Origin of the sequence: Escherichia sp. TC-EC600-tetX4, assembly GCF_019356055.1 — a bacterium.
Classification (GTDB): Bacteria; Pseudomonadota; Gammaproteobacteria; order Enterobacterales; family Enterobacteriaceae.
Genome location: NZ_CP079924.1, coordinates 4040168 through 4056601 on the forward strand (window position 1 = coordinate 4040168; position 16434 = coordinate 4056601).

At 49.0% G+C, this 16434-nt stretch carries 17 protein-coding genes and 2 pseudogenes; 8 read left to right on the forward strand and 11 right to left on the reverse strand.

What is annotated here, in order from left to right; all coding sequences use genetic code 11:
- The first annotated feature begins 175 nt into the window (after positions 1-175).
- Positions 176-1519, forward strand: a complete 1344-nt coding sequence (locus KXD89_RS19640) for a hemolysin family protein (protein WP_000935036.1) — start codon at positions 176-178, stop codon at positions 1517-1519.
- A gap of 78 nt (positions 1520-1597) precedes the next feature.
- Here KXD89_RS19640 and KXD89_RS19645 read toward each other — a convergent pair whose 3' ends face one another.
- Entirely contained in the window at positions 1598-1804 is a 207-nt protein-coding gene (locus KXD89_RS19645; protein WP_000689228.1) for a DUF1107 domain-containing protein, read from the reverse strand.
- A gap of 324 nt (positions 1805-2128) precedes the next feature.
- Here KXD89_RS19645 and KXD89_RS19650 point away from each other — a divergent pair, with 324 nt between their 5' ends.
- Positions 2129-2683: a YtfJ family protein gene (locus KXD89_RS19650; RefSeq protein ID WP_000175279.1), complete on the forward strand. Its 555-nt coding sequence runs from the start codon at positions 2129-2131 to the stop codon at positions 2681-2683.
- Between the two features lie 62 nt (positions 2684-2745).
- Here the strand turns inward: KXD89_RS19650 and ytfI are convergent.
- Both ytfI and cysQ read right to left on the reverse strand, forming a co-directional pair.
- Positions 2746-3684: pseudogene (gene ytfI / locus KXD89_RS19655) on the reverse strand (protein YtfI).
- Positions 3685-3895: 211 nt separating this feature from the next.
- Positions 3896-4636 (reverse strand): 3'(2'),5'-bisphosphate nucleotidase CysQ, encoded by a 741-nt coding sequence (cysQ, locus tag KXD89_RS19660; RefSeq protein ID WP_000886919.1) that lies wholly within the window; start codon positions 4634-4636, stop codon positions 3896-3898.
- 189 nt (positions 4637-4825) lie between these two features.
- Between cysQ and cpdB the strand changes: the two genes are divergently transcribed.
- Positions 4826-6769 carry a 2',3'-cyclic-nucleotide 2'-phosphodiesterase gene (cpdB, locus tag KXD89_RS19665; protein WP_000589431.1) on the forward strand — a complete coding sequence of 648 codons (1944 nt, stop codon included), beginning with the start codon at positions 4826-4828 and terminating at the stop codon, positions 6767-6769.
- Between the two features lie 128 nt (positions 6770-6897).
- Here the strand turns inward: cpdB and KXD89_RS19670 are convergent, their stop codons facing one another.
- Complete coding sequence (locus tag KXD89_RS19670; RefSeq protein ID WP_000084622.1) at positions 6898-7278, reverse strand: helix-turn-helix domain-containing protein; 381 nt, start codon at positions 7276-7278, stop codon at positions 6898-6900.
- Positions 7279-7366: 88 nt separating this feature from the next.
- On the opposite strand from KXD89_RS19670, the gene qorB reads away from it, so the two are divergent.
- From qorB to ytfE, 3 genes are all read left to right on the forward strand, one after another.
- A complete protein-coding gene (qorB, locus tag KXD89_RS19675; RefSeq protein ID WP_000560561.1) occupies positions 7367-8227 on the forward strand; it encodes an NAD(P)H:quinone oxidoreductase in 861 nt (286 codons plus the stop codon).
- Between the two features lie 107 nt (positions 8228-8334).
- Positions 8335-9300 (forward strand): DMT family transporter, encoded by a 966-nt coding sequence (locus KXD89_RS19680; protein WP_001350569.1) that lies wholly within the window; start codon positions 8335-8337, stop codon positions 9298-9300.
- A gap of 107 nt (positions 9301-9407) precedes the next feature.
- Positions 9408-10070 carry an iron-sulfur cluster repair protein YtfE gene (gene ytfE / locus KXD89_RS19685; RefSeq protein ID WP_000331456.1) on the forward strand — a complete coding sequence of 221 codons (663 nt, stop codon included), beginning with the start codon at positions 9408-9410 and terminating at the stop codon, positions 10068-10070.
- Between the two features lie 44 nt (positions 10071-10114).
- Here ytfE and cycA read toward each other — a convergent pair whose 3' ends face one another.
- The gene (gene cycA, locus KXD89_RS19690) at positions 10115-11527 is read right to left on the reverse strand and encodes a D-serine/D-alanine/glycine transporter (protein WP_001698810.1); all 1413 of its coding nucleotides are present in this window, start codon (positions 11525-11527) and stop codon (positions 10115-10117) included.
- Between the two features lie 308 nt (positions 11528-11835).
- Positions 11836-12456 carry an FKBP-type peptidyl-prolyl cis-trans isomerase gene (gene fklB / locus KXD89_RS19695; protein WP_000211225.1) on the reverse strand — a complete coding sequence of 207 codons (621 nt, stop codon included), beginning with the start codon at positions 12454-12456 and terminating at the stop codon, positions 11836-11838.
- A gap of 217 nt (positions 12457-12673) precedes the next feature.
- Here fklB and ytfB point away from each other — a divergent pair, with 217 nt between their 5' ends.
- The gene (gene ytfB / locus KXD89_RS19700) at positions 12674-13312 is read left to right on the forward strand and encodes a cell division protein YtfB (protein WP_001119478.1); all 639 of its coding nucleotides are present in this window, start codon (positions 12674-12676) and stop codon (positions 13310-13312) included.
- On the opposite strand, the pseudogene KXD89_RS19705 reads toward ytfB, so the two are convergent.
- Positions 13296-13697: pseudogene (locus KXD89_RS19705) on the reverse strand (TetR/AcrR family transcriptional regulator); the annotation flags it as partial. The gene ytfB and the pseudogene KXD89_RS19705 overlap by 17 nt on opposite strands.
- A gap of 271 nt (positions 13698-13968) precedes the next feature.
- On the opposite strand from KXD89_RS19705, the gene KXD89_RS19710 reads away from it, so the two are divergent.
- The gene (locus KXD89_RS19710; protein WP_000174714.1) at positions 13969-14763 is read left to right on the forward strand and encodes a DUF2686 family protein; all 795 of its coding nucleotides are present in this window, start codon (positions 13969-13971) and stop codon (positions 14761-14763) included.
- A 70-nt stretch (positions 14764-14833) separates the two neighbouring features.
- Here KXD89_RS19710 and rplI read toward each other — a convergent pair whose 3' ends face one another.
- From rplI to rpsF, 4 genes are read right to left on the reverse strand one after another with little or no spacing between them, the layout of a single operon-like run.
- Positions 14834-15283: a 50S ribosomal protein L9 gene (gene rplI / locus KXD89_RS19715; RefSeq protein WP_001196062.1), complete on the reverse strand. Its 450-nt coding sequence runs from the start codon at positions 15281-15283 to the stop codon at positions 14834-14836.
- 41 nt (positions 15284-15324) lie between these two features.
- Complete coding sequence (rpsR, locus tag KXD89_RS19720) at positions 15325-15552, reverse strand: 30S ribosomal protein S18 (protein ID WP_000135199.1); 228 nt, start codon at positions 15550-15552, stop codon at positions 15325-15327.
- A 4-nt stretch (positions 15553-15556) separates the two neighbouring features.
- Positions 15557-15871, reverse strand: a complete 315-nt coding sequence (priB, locus tag KXD89_RS19725) for a primosomal replication protein N (protein ID WP_001315977.1) — start codon at positions 15869-15871, stop codon at positions 15557-15559.
- A gap of 6 nt (positions 15872-15877) precedes the next feature.
- The gene (rpsF, locus tag KXD89_RS19730; RefSeq protein WP_001216676.1) at positions 15878-16273 is read right to left on the reverse strand and encodes a 30S ribosomal protein S6; all 396 of its coding nucleotides are present in this window, start codon (positions 16271-16273) and stop codon (positions 15878-15880) included.
- Positions 16274-16434: the final 161 nt, after the last annotated feature.

Genomic DNA, 16434 nt, shown 5'->3' on the forward strand with positions numbered 1-16434 from the left:
TTTTGCATTTTTCAGCTGTCTGAATTTTAACCCTCTGGCGGCTTTACAGTACCTTACGCTATACTAGCCACTGAAAATGCCGGTTCACTTTCTTCGAATCGGCTTTCAATGTGTATTTCACACAAATTAATCAACTTCCCCTTCCGAGGATCTGGCCTGAAAGGTCGGATAAGATATGTTAAACAGTATTTTAGTCATACTCTGCTTGATCGCTGTAAGTGCGTTCTTCTCGATGTCCGAGATCTCGCTTGCCGCCTCACGCAAAATCAAACTTAAACTGCTGGCTGATGAAGGCAATATAAATGCCCAACGCGTTCTGAATATGCAGGAAAATCCCGGCATGTTCTTTACCGTGGTCCAAATCGGTCTGAACGCAGTGGCGATTCTCGGCGGTATCGTCGGTGATGCGGCATTTTCTCCAGCTTTTCACAGCCTGTTCTCCCGCTATATGTCGGCAGAGCTCTCTGAGCAACTGAGCTTTATTCTCTCTTTCTCGTTAGTGACTGGCATGTTTATCCTGTTTGCGGATTTAACCCCGAAACGCATCGGTATGATTGCGCCAGAAGCTGTGGCTTTGCGTATCATCAACCCGATGCGCTTCTGCCTGTACGTTTGCACCCCGTTGGTGTGGTTCTTCAACGGCCTGGCGAACATAATCTTCCGTATTTTCAAACTGCCAATGGTACGTAAAGATGACATCACTTCTGATGACATCTACGCGGTAGTGGAAGCCGGTGCGCTGGCGGGCGTGTTACGTAAACAGGAACACGAGCTGATTGAAAACGTCTTTGAGCTGGAATCCCGTACCGTTCCGTCTTCAATGACACCGCGTGAAAACGTGATTTGGTTTGATCTCCACGAAGATGAGCAAAGCCTGAAGAATAAGGTGGCGGAACATCCGCACTCTAAGTTCCTCGTCTGTAATGAAGATATTGACCACATCATCGGTTATGTCGATTCTAAAGACCTGCTGAACCGCGTGCTGGCTAACCAAAGCCTGGCACTGAACAGCGGCGTACAAATTCGCAACACGCTGATTGTGCCGGATACGTTAACCCTTTCAGAGGCGTTGGAAAGTTTTAAAACCGCAGGTGAAGACTTCGCGGTGATCATGAACGAGTACGCGCTGGTGGTGGGGATCATCACCCTCAATGACGTGATGACCACGCTGATGGGCGATCTGGTCGGTCAGGGGCTGGAAGAGCAGATTGTCGCCCGTGATGAGAACTCATGGCTGATTGACGGCGGCACCCCAATTGACGACGTCATGCGCGTGCTGGATATTGACGAGTTCCCGCAGTCGGGCAACTACGAAACCATCGGCGGCTTTATGATGTTTATGCTGCGTAAGATCCCGAAACGCACCGATTCGGTGAAATTCGCCGGCTACAAATTTGAAGTGGTGGATATCGATAACTACCGCATCGACCAGCTGCTGGTGACCCGGATCGACAGCAAGGCCACCGCCCTTTCGCCAAAACTGCCTGACGCTAAAGATAAAGAAGAAAGCGTCGCGTAACCCCCAGAAACATCAACGGCTCCTGAATCAGGAGCCGTCTTATTACTGCATAGCACTTTTTACTGCATAGCACTTTGGTTAAGCCATCTCTGTTTGCAGACGCATAACCTGACGGTTAACTTCGGACATCACTGACAAATGCAGCTTATCCTTCACTTTTGGGATAAGAATCTTACCCTTATCGAATTCAAAAGCGCCAACGTCCTTGATGTATAACCGTCCACGGAACAGGATCTTTACGTACTTCGCCACCTGAAGTGGGTTGTACCGTTGGAAAATTTTCATTGTTATCTTCTGCTGAGTATTACGCCTGTGCGGTGCCACAATCGGCCCAACTATTATGAGGCGCAAATTTTAATGCTTAGTGACTATAGACTATCCGGGCAATGTTTCCACCGCGTATAACTTTTTTTACCTAAAGGTTACAATTATTCAGAATTATCTTTTTACCGAAGCGCGGTCTTCAGTATAAGCATTCATTTTTCATATGATTTGTGCGCTTGACCGCAAACTGGCATCACACTTGCGGGAAATTCGATAAATAGCACATATGATTAAAACTCAGACCCAAGTGGTCGGATCACCTGCATATCATAAGAAGGAAACACCATGACCCTACGCAAGATTCTGGCACTCACCTGCCTGCTGTTGCCGATGATGGCTTCCGCACATCAGTTCGAAACCGGTCAGCGAGTGCCGCCGATTGGCATTACCGATCGGGGCGAGTTGGTGCTTGATAAAGATCAGTTTAGCTACAAAACCTGGAACAGCGCGCAGTTAGTGGGAAAAGTGCGAGTACTGCAACATATTGCTGGTCGCACCTCTGCAAAAGAGAAAAACGCGACGCTGATTGAAGCGATTAAATCAGCGAAGTTACCGCACGATCGTTACCAGACCACCACCATTGTTAACACCGACGACGCGATTCCGGGTTCAGGGATGTTTGTGCGCAGCAGTCTGGAGAGTAATAAAAAGCTTTATCCCTGGTCGCAGTTTATTGTCGATAGCAATGGCGTCGCGCTCGGTGCCTGGCAGCTGGATGAAGAAAGTTCCGCTGTAGTGGTGCTGGATAAGGATGGTCGCGTGCAATGGGCCAAAGACGGGGCGCTCACACCGGAAGAGGTGCAGCAAGTGATGGACCTGCTGCAAAAGTTGCTCAAATAATGGCAATAACATAAATTCTGCAAAAATAATTTTCCCCTATCGTTATCTATGGGATAGGGGAATTAAGTCTCTGAGTTCTTACGCCGAACTAATACTGGTAACGCTAGTTGCTCTTTTTTAAACGCCTCAATGGTCGATTTATATTTCTCGCAAATCTTTTCTTTGGTAATATCGCTATCTGCGGCCAGATTCGCACTTACTATCGCATCCACTTGTTCGGCTAATTCGACTTGTTGGCAACCTGCATTAACCAGAAAATTATAAATAAGAGAGTAATCTTCATCCTCCAAAACAACAGAGGAACCATTACGAAAACGTTCATCCCCTCCATAGATTTTAAGCGCAAAGCCCAAAGATTCTATGACTATGGCAAAATTATCATCAATTATTTTTTCGTAAATATACCATCCATCGCATTCTTTAATTCCACCTCCTGGTATTTGGAGTTCAAATTTACCCCGTTTTAATTTGCTTACTATATCCTCCAATAAGGCATAACCTAAAGACACGTCACCAATCGCCTGGTGAATATAACCTTTAATCCTTTTCGGTATGTCAGACTGTTTTTTCTGTAGAATATCCCAGGCATACAATCGTCTGTTTTGTTCTAACGGAAATTCACGGTTTTTGAAATCCATGAATGAGTTATATTCATTTATTGTTATGGGTATTTCTTCGTATTCAAATCCACTACCTCGCAATGTCATTGTATATTCGGCACCGTTATCTTTAAGGCTGAAACTGATAAGAAACTTATCCATGGCGTGAACAGTTTCATTTTTTGATGAAAGCACCTGATAACCACTTTTATCAATCTAAGTTGCGCAACGAAAGAACTCCCTCAAAGTTAACAGGCTATCATAATTCGAAATCCAATCTTTTTTCTTAAATGCATGATGGATGTTGTTAAAAAAATTGTTTGAATGTGTTTTTGTATACGAAGACTTTACAAATAACTCCACCGCACCAATAAAATTATTGTGTCTGATCCTGGGTAACATATGACAACCTTATTTTATTTGGTTACTTTATGTCGCCATTAAATATCTCACTATAGAAGTAAACTATCAAAAAACGCTCATTATTAAAATGTAACTTATTAGCAATTGAATTTTTGCACTTTAAATACAATCTCTTTTTATTTATAACTTTTTAGGTTGGGAGAAATCAGGATGGCAGAATCAGGAAATACACTGTTTCTGCCATCTGAATTTAGTAAATAGACACTCTGAACCCCGGATTCAGGAACGACTCACGCGGAGTGTAATCCAGCGGTTTACCCTGCCAGTCGTGAACGTGCGCTCCGGCAGCTGCAGCTACAGCATGTCCAGCGGCGGTGTCCCAAATATTCGTTGGTCCGAAGCGCGGGTACAGCTGCGCCTGTCCTTCCGCCACCAGGCAGAATTTCAGCGAAGAGCCGATGGACGTGGTCTGATGTTCGCCAAGCTGTTGCAGATACTCTTTCAGCTCCGCATCCGCATGGGAACGGCTGATCACCACCAGCGGCGGGCGCGCATCGCGGACCTGAATCTGCTTGCGCACACCGCACTCTTCTTTCCACGCTTTGCCTTCTGCCGCGCTGTACATTACGTTCATTACCGGCGCATACACCACGCCTAAAATCGGTTTGCCATGGTCAATGAGCGCAATGTTAACGGTGAATTCGCCATTACGTTTAATAAACTCTTTAGTACCATCCAGCGGGTCTACCAGCCAGTAACGCTGCCAGTGCTGACGGACTTCCCAACCGGGAGGATCTTCTTCAGAAAGGACCGGAACATCCGGTGTCAGCGTACGTAAACCGTCCATGATAACGGTGTGAGCGGCAATATCCGCTGCCGTTACCGGAGAATTGTCCGCTTTGCTGACGACGTCCATCGGTTTCGTCCCGTCGTAGACCTGCATAATGGCATCGCCTGCATTCCGTGCAAGCTGGCATACTTGATCTAACATTTCTCCACCTCGTCTCTGTGAGCGGTGTTAACTTATTGTTTTACTTATACCCTATCGTTAATGAATGCGCCAACTGTGATAGTGTCATCATTTTCAAAGCGTAAAATTGTGGCATTCTTCACTGTTCTATAAGTAAGACGTTTATTCTCCCTTTTCTTTCGTATTCCCGATGATAAAAGGATGTCCCTGATGATTAAGTTTAGCGCAACGCTCCTGGCCACGCTGATTGCCGCCAGTGTGAATGCAGCGACGGTCGATCTGCGTATCATGGAAACCACTGATCTGCATAGCAACATGATGGATTTCGATTATTACAAAGACACCGCCACGGAAAAATTCGGACTGGTACGTACGGCAAGCCTGATTAACGATGCCCGCAATGAAGTGAAAAACAGCGTACTGGTTGATAACGGCGATTTGATTCAGGGGAGTCCGCTGGCCGATTACATGTCGGCGAAAGGATTAAAAGCAGGTGATATTCACCCGGTCTATAAGGCATTAAATACGCTGGACTATACCGTCGGAACGCTTGGCAACCACGAGTTTAACTACGGTCTGGATTACCTGAAAAATGCGCTGGCAGGAGCGAAATTCCCTTATGTAAATGCCAACGTCATTGACGCCAGAACCAAACAGCCAATGTTTACACCGTATTTAATTAAAGACACCGAAGTGGTCGATAAAGACGGAAAAAAACAGACGCTGAAGATTGGCTATATTGGCGTCGTGCCACCACAAATCATGGGCTGGGATAAAGCTAATTTATCCGGGAAAGTGACGGTGAATGATATTACCGAAACCGTGCGCAAATACGTGCCTGAAATGCGCGAGAAAGGTGCCGATGTTGTTGTCGTTCTGGCACATTCCGGGCTATCTGCCGATCCGTATAAAGTGATGGCGGAAAACTCAGTTTATTACCTCAGTGAAATTCCGGGCGTTAACGCCATTATGTTTGGCCATGCTCACGCCGTTTTCCCAGGTAAAGATTTTGCTGATATCGAAGGGGCTGATATCGCCAAAGGCACGCTGAATGGTGTTCCGGCGGTAATGCCAGGCATGTGGGGCGATCATCTTGGTGTGGTCGACTTACAACTCAGTAATGACAGCGGTAAATGGCAGGTGACGCAGGCGAAAGCGGAAGCACGACCGATTTACGACATCGCTAATAAAAAATCCCTCGCGGCGGAAGACAGCAAGCTGGTAGAAACACTCAAAGCCGATCACGATGCCACACGCCAGTTCGTCAGCAAGCCAATCGGTAAATCTGCCGACAATATGTATAGCTATCTGGCGCTGGTGCAGGACGATCCGACCGTGCAGGTGGTGAACAACGCGCAAAAAGCGTATGTCGAGCATTACATTCAGGGCGATCCGGATCTGGCAAAACTGCCGGTGCTTTCAGCTGCCGCACCGTTTAAAGTCGGTGGTCGCAAAAATGACCCGGCAAGCTATGTGGAGGTGGAAAAAGGCCAGTTGACCTTCCGTAATGCCGCCGATCTTTATCTCTATCCCAATACGCTGATTGTGGTGAAAGCCAGCGGTAAAGAGGTGAAAGAGTGGCTGGAGTGCTCCGCGGGACAGTTTAACCAGATTGATCCCAACAGCACGAAACCACAGTCACTCATCAACTGGGATGGTTTCCGCACTTATAACTTTGATGTTATTGATGGTGTGAATTATCAGATTGATGTTACCCAGCCCGCCCGTTATGACGGCGAGTGCCAGATGATTAATGCCAATGCGGAAAGGATTAAGAACCTGACCTTTAATGGCAAGCCGATTGATCCGAACGCCATGTTCCTGGTTGCCACCAATAACTATCGCGCTTACGGCGGCAAATTTGCCGGTACGGGCGACAGCCATATCGCTTTTGCTTCACCGGATGAGAACCGCTCGGTGCTGGCAGCGTGGATTGCTGATGAGTCGAAACGTGCGGGGGAAATTCACCCGGCGGCAGATAACAACTGGCGTTTAGCACCGATAGCTGGCGATAAGAAACTGGATATCCGTTTCGAAACCTCTCCGTCAGATAAAGCCGCAGCGTTTATTAAAGAGAAAGGGCAGTATCCGATGAATAAAGTCGCGACCGATGATATCGGGTTTGCGATTTATCAGGTGGATTTGAGTAAGTAAAACACTTCTTTTTCGGCCTATAAATCATCAACCGCATCCGGCATTTATTGGCGGATGCGATGCTGGCGCATCTTATCCGCCCTACAAGCCATGCACCGTAGACCAGATAAGCTCAGCGCATCCGGCAGTTATGCCGCACGTTCATCCCGCACCGCCAACACCTCGGGCAAATTCAACTCAATCCAGTCCGCCAGTGCAGCAACCTTTTCGCTCACCTGCTCGCCCAGCGGCGTGAGGCTATATTCCACATGCGGCGGCACCACCGGATACGCGATACGGTTAAGAAAACCATCCTGTTCTAACGCCTGTAACGACTGCGCAAGCATCTTTTCACTCACCCCACCGATTTTGCGCCGCAGGTCGCTAAAGCGATGAGTACCTTCGCGTAGCGCCACCAGAATCAACACCCCCCAACGGCTGGTGACGTGTTTCAACACCTCGCGCGACGGGCACTGTTCCGCAAAGAGATTACCCTCTTTCAGTTGTTGCGACAGGCTAACCTGACTCATTTCATACTTACCTTTTTGTACGTACTTACTAAAAGTAAGTTTAGGTGTTAGCGTATTTAAACACAAGACAAAACGATGGAGACTTCCCATGATCGCTATTACTGGTGCCACTGGCCAACTTGGTCACTATGTTATTGAATCCTTGATGAAAACGGTTCCTGCCAGCCAAATAGTGGCTATCGTTCGTAATCCGGCAAAAGCCCAAGCCCTGGCAGCACAAGGCATTACCGTGCGTCAGGCTGACTACGGCGATGAAGCCGCACTGACATCTGCACTTCAGGGAGTGGAAAAACTACTGCTGATCTCTTCCAGCGAAGTGGGTCAACGTGCCCCGCAGCATCGTAATGTTATTAATGCCGCAAAGGCGGCTGGCGTGAAATTTATCGCTTATACCAGCCTGCTACATGCAGATACCTCCCCGCTCGGCCTCGCCGATGAGCACATCGAGACGGAGAAAATGCTGGCTGATTCTGGCATCGTTTACACCCTGCTGCGCAACGGCTGGTACAGCGAAAACTACCTCGCCAGCGCCCCGGCAGCACTGGAACACGGCGTATTTATCGGTGCGGCGGGCGATGGCAAAATCGCCTCAGCAACGCGGGCAGATTATGCGGCAGCTGCGGCACGCGTGATTAGCGAAGCCGGTCACGAAGGCAAGGTTTACGAACTGGCGGGCGATAGTGCCTGGACGTTGACACAGTTAGCGGCAGAGCTGACCAAACAGAGCGGCAAACAGGTTACCTATCAAAATCTGAGCGAAGCCGATTTCGCCGCGGCACTGAAAAGCGTCGGACTGCCCGACGGACTGGCGGATATGCTGGCGGATTCTGACGTTGGCGCATCGAAAGGCGGTCTGTTTGATGACAGCAAAACACTTAGCAAATTGATTGGCCACCCAACGACAACGTTAGCCGAAAGCGTAAGCCATCTTTTTAATGTTAATAACTAGTTAATTAAAGTGGCATCCTCCCGCATCCTCTCTGATAATGACGGGATGCCGGGAGCAATCATGTCTGCTTCCTGAACTTTCTTCTGACAGATCAATGGATGCCAGTAATGATTAGCGGCGTGCTGTACGCCCTGTTAGCAGGGTTGATGTGGGGGCTTATTTTTGTCGGGCCGTTGATCGTGCCGGAATACCCGGCGATGTTGCAGTCGATGGGGCGTTATCTGGCGTTAGGGTTAATTGCGCTGCCCATTGCCTGGCTGGGACGCGTGCGTCTGCGTCAGTTGGCGCGTCGCGACTGGCTTACCGCCTTGATGCTCACTATGATGGGCAACCTCATCTATTACTTCTGCCTTGCCAGTGCCATTCAACGTACTGGCGCGCCTGTTTCCACGATGATTATCGGCACCCTGCCGGTGGTCATTCCTGTCTTTGCCAATCTGCTTTATAGCCAGCGCGACGGCAAACTCGCGTGGGGAAAACTCGCCCCAGCACTGATTTGTATTGGCATCGGCCTGGCGTGTGTGAATATTGCTGAGTTAAACCACGGACTCCCCGATTTTGACTGGGCACGTTATACCTCTGGCATCGTGCTGGCGTTAGTTTCCGTGGTCTGCTGGGCGTGGTATGCCCTGCGCAACGCCCGCTGGCTGCGGGAAAATCCCGACAAACATCCGATGATGTGGGCAACAGCGCAGGCGCTGGTCACACTGCCGGTTTCACTTATCGGCTATCTCGTCGCTTGTTACTGGCTGAATACGCAAACGCCGGACTTCTCCCTACCCTTTGGCCCCCGTCCGCTGGTGTTTATTAGTCTGATGGTTGCGATAGCCGTGCTTTGCTCATGGGTTGGCGCACTCTGCTGGAACGTCGCCAGCCAGCTATTACCGACAGTGATTCTCGGGCCGCTGATTGTTTTCGAAACGCTGGCAGGTTTGCTGTACACCTTTTTACTCCGCCAGCAAATGCCGCCGCTAATGACGCTGAGCGGTATCGCGCTGTTAGTGATTGGCGTGGTCATCGCGGTCAGAGCAAAACCAGAAAAACCTTTAACTGAATCTGTCTCAGAAAGTTGACACGCTGGCAGTGAGTTAAATAAGCCTCTGCTACGTAAGGGTTATAGCTTTTGCCTTAAAGATGCATTTAAAATACATCTTATCTTATTAAGAATGAGGTATCAGCTATGGCTTATCGCGACCAACCTTTAGGTGAACTGGCGCTCTCTATTCCTCGCGCTTCAGCTCTGTTTCGTAAATATGATATGGATTACTGCTGTGGCGGTAAGCAGACGCTGGCGCGCGCGGCGGCACGTAAAGAACTGGATGTTGAGGTCATTGAAGCTGAACTGGCAAAGCTCGCTGAACAACCGATTGAGAAAGACTGGCGTAGCGCCCCGCTGGCAGAAATCATCGACCATATCATCGTGCGCTACCACGATCGTCACCGCGAGCAACTGCCGGAGCTGATTCTGCAAGCGACTAAAGTCGAGCGCGTTCACGCCGACAAACCGAGCGTGCCAAAAGGGCTGACAAAATACCTGACCATGCTGCATGAAGAGCTTTCCAGCCACATGATGAAAGAAGAGCAGATCCTCTTCCCGATGATCAAACAAGGCATGGGCAGCCAGGCAATGGGGCCAATCAGCGTAATGGAAAGCGAGCACGATGAAGCGGGCGAACTGCTGGAAGTGATTAAACACACCACCAATAACGTCACACCGCCGCCAGAAGCCTGCACCACCTGGAAAGCGATGTATAACGGCATTAATGAACTGATTGATGACCTGATGGATCACATCAGTCTGGAAAACAATGTACTGTTCCCACGCGCGCTGGCGGGTGAGTGATCTAAAAGCTGGATGGCATTGCGCCATCCAGCATGATAATGCGGTTATTTCCGCAGTTCAGCAGCCCGCTTCTTACCAATAAACAGCCAGCCCAACCCCAACGCGATAAACCACAGCGGGGTAACCAGCAGCGCCTGGCGAGTGTCATCTTCCAGTGTCAGCAACACGACCACGAACACAAAGAACGCCATACATACCCAGCACATCAGCTTGCCGAGCGGCATCTTGTAGATCGACTTCTCATGTAGATGAGGACGCTGTTTGCGATACACAAGGTACGAGCAAAGGATAATCGTCCAGACGAACATAAACAGAATCGCGGAAACGGTTGTAATCATCGTGAACGCGCCAATCACACTAGGATTCACATACAACATCACCACGCCGCCGAGCAGACAGATACACGAGAACGTCAGCCCTTTCGCGGGTACTGCGCGCTTAGAAAGTTTAGCGAACGCTTTCGGTGCCACACCTTCCTGCGCCAGACCAAACAGCATACGGCTGGTAGAGAAGACGCCGCTGTTAGCGGAAGACGCCGCAGAGGTCAGCACCACAAAGTTGATCACGCTTGCGGCAGCAGGCAGCCCTACCAACACGAACAGTTCAACAAACGGGCTTTTCTCCGGGACTACCGAACTCCACGGCGTCACGGACATAATCACAATCAGCGCGAAGACGTAGAACATAATGATACGGATCGGAATGGAGTTAATCGCGCGTGGCAGTGATTTCTCTGAATCTTTGGTTTCCGCAGCTGTTGTACCTACCAGCTCAATCCCCACGAAAGCGAAAACCGCTATCTGGAATCCGGCAAAGAAGCCACTTAAACCTTTCGGGAACCAGCCGCCGTCATTCCACAAATGCGCGAATGACGCTTCCACACCAGTCGGTGACTGAAAGTGCATCGCCACCATGACCAGGCCGACGACAATCAGCGACACAATGGCGACGATTTTGATCATCGCAAACCAGAACTCCATCTCACCGAACATTTTCACGGTGGCGAGATTGAGCGTCAGCAGCAGCACTATCACCGCCAGCGAGGCGACCCAGTCGGAGAGATCGGGGAACCAGAACTGAGCATAAGCCGTGATCGCCACCACGTCTGCCATACCGGTTACAACCCAGCAGAACCAGTAAGTCCAGCCGGTGAAATATCCTGCCCACGGCCCGAGTAAATCGGAAGCGAAGTCACTAAAAGATTTGTATTCCAGATTCGAAAGCAGCAATTCCCCCATTGCCCGCATCACGAAAAAGAGCATAAAACCAATGATCATATAAACGAAAATGATCGACGGCCCGGCAAGGCTAATCGTTTTGCCAGACCCCATAAACAACCCCGTACCAATGGCACCGCCAATGGCAATAAGCTGAATATGTCGGTTTGTGAGATTGCGCCGTAGCGACTGTTCAGCCGGAGCCTGATCATCGGCAACGACTTTTACCTGATCTACCATGTTTTTTTCTTCCTGTACCTGTCTGTGTTGTTCAGGCTCTACGGCCTTTAGTCAGTCTATGATACGACGAATCTGTATCGGGACTCATCGATATTAGGTAACAATACGCGGGATGAATACTAAGATTTAGATCTAATGTTAATTTTATGTTTAAAGTGAGTGTCATATCACGGTGATAACGCGAAACAGCTCACAAAAATACACGCTTACGGGGTCTTTGCAACACAAAATAGCGCCGTTTGGCAAACTGAAGGGTTTATTGCTGAATGCCTGCTCCCCTCTCGTTCGAGGGGAACAGAATGCGCTGCTTAGAGGATTTCCAGCAGTTCGACTTCAAACACCAGGGTGCTGAACGGAGGGATGGATGCGCCTGCGCCGCGCTCGCCATATGCCAGTTCCTGCGGGATAGTCAGTTCCCATTTAGAACCTACCGGCATCAGAGTCAGTGCTTCAATCCAGCCAGGGATCACGCCATTAACCGGGAATTCAGCGGGTTCACCACGAGCAACGGAGCTGTCAAACACGGTGCCGTCGATCAGTTTACCGGTGTAATGAACACGAACGCGGTCGGTACGTGCCGGAATTGCGCCTTCACCCTGGTTGATCACGCGGAATTGCAGGCCAGATTCGGTGCTATTCACACCTTCTTTTTTGGCGTTTTCTTCCAGGTATTTCACACCTTCAGCAGCCATCGCCTGGAAACGCTGACGACGAACGGCATCGGCGCGCTCGTGGATTTCACGCAGCGCGCGATGCACCACATCAACCGGAACAGCCGGATGTTTGCCTTCCAGCGCATCGGCAATACCTGCAACCAGTGCTTCTGGCAGCAGCCCTTCCAGGCCAGATTCACTCAGTTGTTGCCCTACCTGCAAACCAATGCCGTAGCTTGCTTGCGCTTCGATGGTGTCAAAAGTTGGGGTGGTCATCGTATTTCCTTTCTTAGGGTATAAAGTAGCGGGCAGCATATCAGCCACACTTCTTTGGGTAAAACTTTGTCGCGGGAATGATGACAAATCCCAGGGAAAAAGAAACAATAGCAATATCCCGTATGAATATAATAAAGGCGGGTTTACCACGGACATCATAGCGTTAGCTTATTCATAGGCTATGATTGAGGAACAAGACGCGGAGCAGGAGGAAACCATGCCCGGGCGCTTTGAACTAAAACCAACCCTGGAGAAAGTCTGGCACGCGCCGGACAATTTTCGCTTCATGGACCCGCTGCCGCCGATGCATCGTCGGGGGATCATTATTGCCGCCATTGTATTGGTGGTCGGATTTCTGCTTCCATCTGATGATACGCCCAACGCGCCGGTGGTGACGCGTGAAGCGCAGTTAGATATTCAGTCGCAATCACAACCGCCGACAGAAGAACAGCTGCGGGCGCAATTAGTTACCCCACAAAATGATCCTGATCAGGTGGCTCCGGTCGCTCCAGAACCTATACAGGAAGGCCAGCCAGAAGAGCAGCCGCAAACTACCCAAACGCAACCATTCCAGCCAGATAGCGGAATTGATAATCAATGGCGCTCTTACCGTGTCGAACCCGGTAAAACGATGGCGCAGCTGTTCCGCGACCACGGACTGCCCGCTACCGATGTCTATGCAATGGCGCAGGTAGAAGGCGCGGGTAAGCCGCTGAGTAATTTGCAAAACGGGCAGATGGTGAAAATCCGCCAGAACGCCAGCGGCGTGGTGACGGGCTTAACCATTGATACGGGGAATAATCAACAGGTCCTGTTCACCCGCCAGCCGGATGGCAGTTTTATTCGTGCGCGGTAGATGAAGGGTCAACCAAAAGCCAGCTAAGGATTGTCTCTTTGATGACCTTACGTCTGGCTTCCAGTGCCTGGGGTGAAACCATACTGATGTGATAAACCAGGCCAAGCGTATGCTGGTTGATCAAATAATATCCGCCAAGCGCAGCAATATTAATATTCACCTGCAATGGGTCGATATCTGGCTTAAAAATATTGTGTTTCTTCCCTTCATCCAATAAGGATTCCATTAACTGCAAGTGCGCATGGTTAATTTCTAAGAGACGCTGTGATTTTGCATAATGCACACCTTTACTTTGATTTTCACTATGCACAATTTTTAAAAACCAAGGATTAGCAATATAATAATCCCATGTAAAATCAATAATTTTCTCAATGGCTTTTTGTGGCTGGCTAACCTGCTGATTAACGAATACACCGATACCGACAGCGTAGAATAATTACATACCGCACAACAAGAATGTACGGTGTAAGGCGTGGAAGTCATTTTCTCCCCGGGTGCATCGTTATATCCATAATGAGCGATTTTTGATATTAATATCTTTCACCATCCGCTATTTTCACCACTTCAGAAAACAAACTTATTTTTATTAATATCGATTTTTTTCTGTGAACATTCAGCTGCGATATTTATAAAAACATTAAACAGGTAACATTACAATGACATTACCAACGACTATTTATTCATTTCCTGCATATTTATCTCGTTTTTCGTCCACCGACAAACCAGTAAAATTAAAATTTCATCAATACGCACGCGCTACATTACTTTCAAATCGTGGAAGAGATCATAATTGCGATGGCAGACGTACTGTTGAGATCCACAAACTAGATCTCTCAGACTGGCAAGCATTCAATAAGTTAGCGACGAGGTGTAATGCTTACGATGGAATCACAATGAATGGTGATAATTCTTTTGGATGGAACCATGAAGCTACATTAGATAATATTCACGCCCAGAAATACAATAAAGCTTACGCGGGTGCGAGGTTAACCGCAGAACTGAAATATTTATTGCAAGATGTCGAATCCTTCGAACCCAACAGTAAATACACAATACACGAAGTGGTTTTGGGACCTGGTTATGGTACTCCAGACTATACCGGCCAAACGATAGGATACGTTGTAACCCTTCCTGCCCAAATGCCTAATTGCTGGTCATCTGAACTACCAACAATCGATCTTTATATCGACCAACTTCGCACTGTTACAGGCGTTTCTAATGCCCTCGGATTCATCATTGCTGCATTGCTAAACGCGTATTCTGATTTACCCCATGATTTGAAAATTGGTCTGCGTTCCTTATCAAGTTCAGCCGCAATCTACTCGGGTTTGGGTTTCGAGCGAGTGCCGCAGGAGCGAGACATCAGTTGCGCTCGTATGTATCTAACGCCAGCAAACCATCCTGACTTATGGACACAAGAGAATGGTGAATGGATCTACTTGCGAAACTAATACCTGACGAAAAATAGAAAGCAAAACGCCGACCAATGGTCGGCGTTTTTACGTCTCGTTGAATAACGAATTATTCAGCTACTACGTTTACGATCACTTTCGCGAATACTTCGCTGTGAACCTGGAAGCTCACTTCGTGTTCGCCAGTGGTACGCAGAACGCCGTTCGGCAGACGAACTTCGCTCTTAGCCACTTCAACGCCAGCTGCAGTTACAGCGTCAGCGATGTCGCGAGTACCGATGGAACCGAACAGTTTACCTTCGTCGCCAGCTTTAGACGCGATGGTAACAGTTTCCAGTGCATTGATTTTCTCAGCGCGAGCATTAGCAGCTGCCAGAACTTCAGCCAGTTTAGCTTCCAGTTCAGCGCGACGAGCTTCGAAGAATTCAATGTTTTTCTTGGTAGCTGGAACAGCTTTACCCTGCGGTACCAGGAAGTTACGAGCATAGCCCGCTTTAACGTTTACCTGATCACCCAGGCTACCCAGGTTTGCTACTTTATCAAGCAGAATAACTTGCATTACCTTATCCTCTCAAAGTCGTATTAATGGACCGTGACCGATTACTGATGGCGATCAGTGTACGGCAGCAGGGACAGGTAGCGAGCGCGTTTGATAGCGCGAGCCAGCTGACGCTGGTATTTTGCACGGGTACCGGTGATACGGCTTGGGACAATCTTACCGCTTTCGGTGATGTAGTTTTTCAGCGTAGCGATATCTTTATAGTCGATCTCTTGAACGCCTTCCGCGGTGAAACGGCAGAACTTGCGACGACGGAAATAACGTGCCATATGGCTAGTCTCCAGAATCTATCAATTCAATCTGCTCGGCATGCAAAACCATTTTGCTCAGTCCGTTCTTTGCCTTGTGGCATGAAATGAACCCCTGAACGGTTATGCGACTGCCGACCGTTATACTGTGAGTAATGGCCTGGTTTTCGTGTCCGCTAACAATAACGGGCATTTGACACCACGCCTGCCGGTGAAAGCCGGCTTCCTCCTGCACAGAACGATGCTCAAGCACGAACTGGCAGTGAGGAATTCCTGATGGACTGACCTTTCGAAGGGGAGCCCTGCACACGGTGCCGGACAACACCAGACGGTTGGTCATCAGAAATTACTCTTCAGAATCCCCAGCTTCAGCATCATCAGCGGTTTCGTTTGCGAAATCATCGCGACGCTCACGGCGCTCGTCTTTCGCTTTAACCATCGGAGATGCTTCGGTAACAGCGTGCTTGGTACGCATAACCATGCTGCGGATAACGGCATCGTTGAAGCGGAAGGTAGTTTCCAGCTCATCGATCACTTCCTGCGGAGCTTCAACATTCATCAGAACGTAGTGTGCTTTGTGCAGTTTGTTGATCGGGTAAGCCAGCTGACGGCGGCCCCAGTCTTCCAGACGGTGGATCTTGCCTTCTGCACCAGTGATGGCAGCAGTGTAGCGCTCGATCATGCCCGGAACCTGTTCGCTCTGGTCAGGATGGACCATAAAAACGATTTCGTAATGACGCATCGAATTGCTCCTTACGGATTATTCAGCCTCCTGTCTGGGTCAGCCGAATCCCGGGGAGGCAAGGAACGTGTTAAAGGTCGGCTGAAAAATGACGCGTTATAGTACTTGTATGCCTCGCTAAACTCAAGGGCAGAGCCGAAATAAATCTCCCCTTTCGCAAT

What these genes read in the sequence shown, in the direction of transcription:
- cycA (WP_001698810.1), bottom strand. Translation starts at nt 11,527, where the DNA reads ATGGTAGATCAGGTAAAAGTCGTTGCCGATGATCAGGCTCCGGCTGAA.
- KXD89_RS19650 (WP_000175279.1), top strand. Translation starts at nt 2,129, where the DNA reads ATGACCCTACGCAAGATTCTGGCACTCACCTGCCTGCTGTTGCCGATG.
- ytfB (WP_001119478.1), top strand. Translation starts at nt 12,674, where the DNA reads ATGCCCGGGCGCTTTGAACTAAAACCAACCCTGGAGAAAGTCTGGCAC.
- KXD89_RS19645 (WP_000689228.1), bottom strand. Translation starts at nt 1,804, where the DNA reads ATGAAAATTTTCCAACGGTACAACCCACTTCAGGTGGCGAAGTACGTA.
- rpsR (WP_000135199.1), bottom strand. Translation starts at nt 15,552, where the DNA reads ATGGCACGTTATTTCCGTCGTCGCAAGTTCTGCCGTTTCACCGCGGAA.
- KXD89_RS19680 (WP_001350569.1), top strand. Translation starts at nt 8,335, where the DNA reads ATGATTAGCGGCGTGCTGTACGCCCTGTTAGCAGGGTTGATGTGGGGG.
- fklB (WP_000211225.1), bottom strand. Translation starts at nt 12,456, where the DNA reads ATGACCACCCCAACTTTTGACACCATCGAAGCGCAAGCAAGCTACGGC.
- KXD89_RS19640 (WP_000935036.1), top strand. Translation starts at nt 176, where the DNA reads ATGTTAAACAGTATTTTAGTCATACTCTGCTTGATCGCTGTAAGTGCG.
- priB (WP_001315977.1), bottom strand. Translation starts at nt 15,871, where the DNA reads ATGACCAACCGTCTGGTGTTGTCCGGCACCGTGTGCAGGGCTCCCCTT.
- rplI (WP_001196062.1), bottom strand. Translation starts at nt 15,283, where the DNA reads ATGCAAGTTATTCTGCTTGATAAAGTAGCAAACCTGGGTAGCCTGGGT.
- KXD89_RS19710 (WP_000174714.1), top strand. Translation starts at nt 13,969, where the DNA reads ATGACATTACCAACGACTATTTATTCATTTCCTGCATATTTATCTCGT.
- cpdB (WP_000589431.1), top strand. Translation starts at nt 4,826, where the DNA reads ATGATTAAGTTTAGCGCAACGCTCCTGGCCACGCTGATTGCCGCCAGT.
- ytfE (WP_000331456.1), top strand. Translation starts at nt 9,408, where the DNA reads ATGGCTTATCGCGACCAACCTTTAGGTGAACTGGCGCTCTCTATTCCT.
- KXD89_RS19670 (WP_000084622.1), bottom strand. Translation starts at nt 7,278, where the DNA reads ATGAGTCAGGTTAGCCTGTCGCAACAACTGAAAGAGGGTAATCTCTTT.
- rpsF (WP_001216676.1), bottom strand. Translation starts at nt 16,273, where the DNA reads ATGCGTCATTACGAAATCGTTTTTATGGTCCATCCTGACCAGAGCGAA.
- cysQ (WP_000886919.1), bottom strand. Translation starts at nt 4,636, where the DNA reads ATGTTAGATCAAGTATGCCAGCTTGCACGGAATGCAGGCGATGCCATT.
- qorB (WP_000560561.1), top strand. Translation starts at nt 7,367, where the DNA reads ATGATCGCTATTACTGGTGCCACTGGCCAACTTGGTCACTATGTTATT.